Below are 651 nucleotides of genomic sequence, written 5' to 3' on the forward strand. Positions count from 1 at the left end.
TTATAGAGTTTATACGTCAGTTCTAATTCCATTAGAACCTTCTATGTTTAACCTTCAAGGACTTAGTCAGTTAGTAAAAGTTTTTAAATTAATTCAAAGAAATTATAATAAAAGTTTAAAAGTAGAAGGGGTTTTATTGACTAGAGTAGATGCAAGAACTACCTTAACAGGAGATTTTAAAGAAGAATTAAAGGATATTTTTGCAGATAAATTATTTAATGTAATTATACATCAAAATGCTGCTATTGTTAGAGCTCAAATAGAAGGAAAACCTGTTCTTTATTATGATAAAAGAAGTAAAGGGGCAGAAGAGTATATGCTTTTAGCTAAGGAGGTAATAAAACGTGCCTAAGAAAAGTACTAAAAATAACATAGCTAATATAGGAAAAGGAATTTTAGATAGCATTTCAGATAATAATTTAGATAAAGAAAGTAATAAAGTAATAAAATCAAAAAACAATATTTCATTTTGTAGTGATAGTAATAAAAAAATAAGAAAAACTTTTGTATTAGATGAATTAACTATTAAAAGACTTCAACTTTTAAAAATGAGTGGTGAAGAAGATTTAAGTACAATAGTTCAAAATTCTATAGCTATGTATTTTAAAAAGAAAACTTCTGATATTGAAGAAGCTTTTAATATGTTTCAAC

Annotated in this window: 2 protein-coding genes; both read left to right on the forward strand. The window is 24.7% G+C overall.

Going from position 1 to position 651, the window contains the following annotated elements:
- A partial coding sequence (locus GBZ86_RS16560; RefSeq protein WP_170272322.1) for a ParA family protein occupies window positions 1-352 on the forward strand: 352 nt, incomplete at its 5' end.
- Window positions 345-651, forward strand: a 307-nt coding sequence (locus tag GBZ86_RS16565; RefSeq protein WP_152892491.1) for a hypothetical protein, incomplete at its 3' end; no start/stop codon positions are given. The genes GBZ86_RS16560 and GBZ86_RS16565, both read left to right, overlap by 8 nt.

The sequence above is a fragment of the Clostridium tarantellae genome (assembly GCF_009295725.1).
In the GTDB taxonomy this organism is placed as follows: domain Bacteria; phylum Bacillota; class Clostridia; order Clostridiales; family Clostridiaceae; genus Sarcina; species Sarcina tarantellae.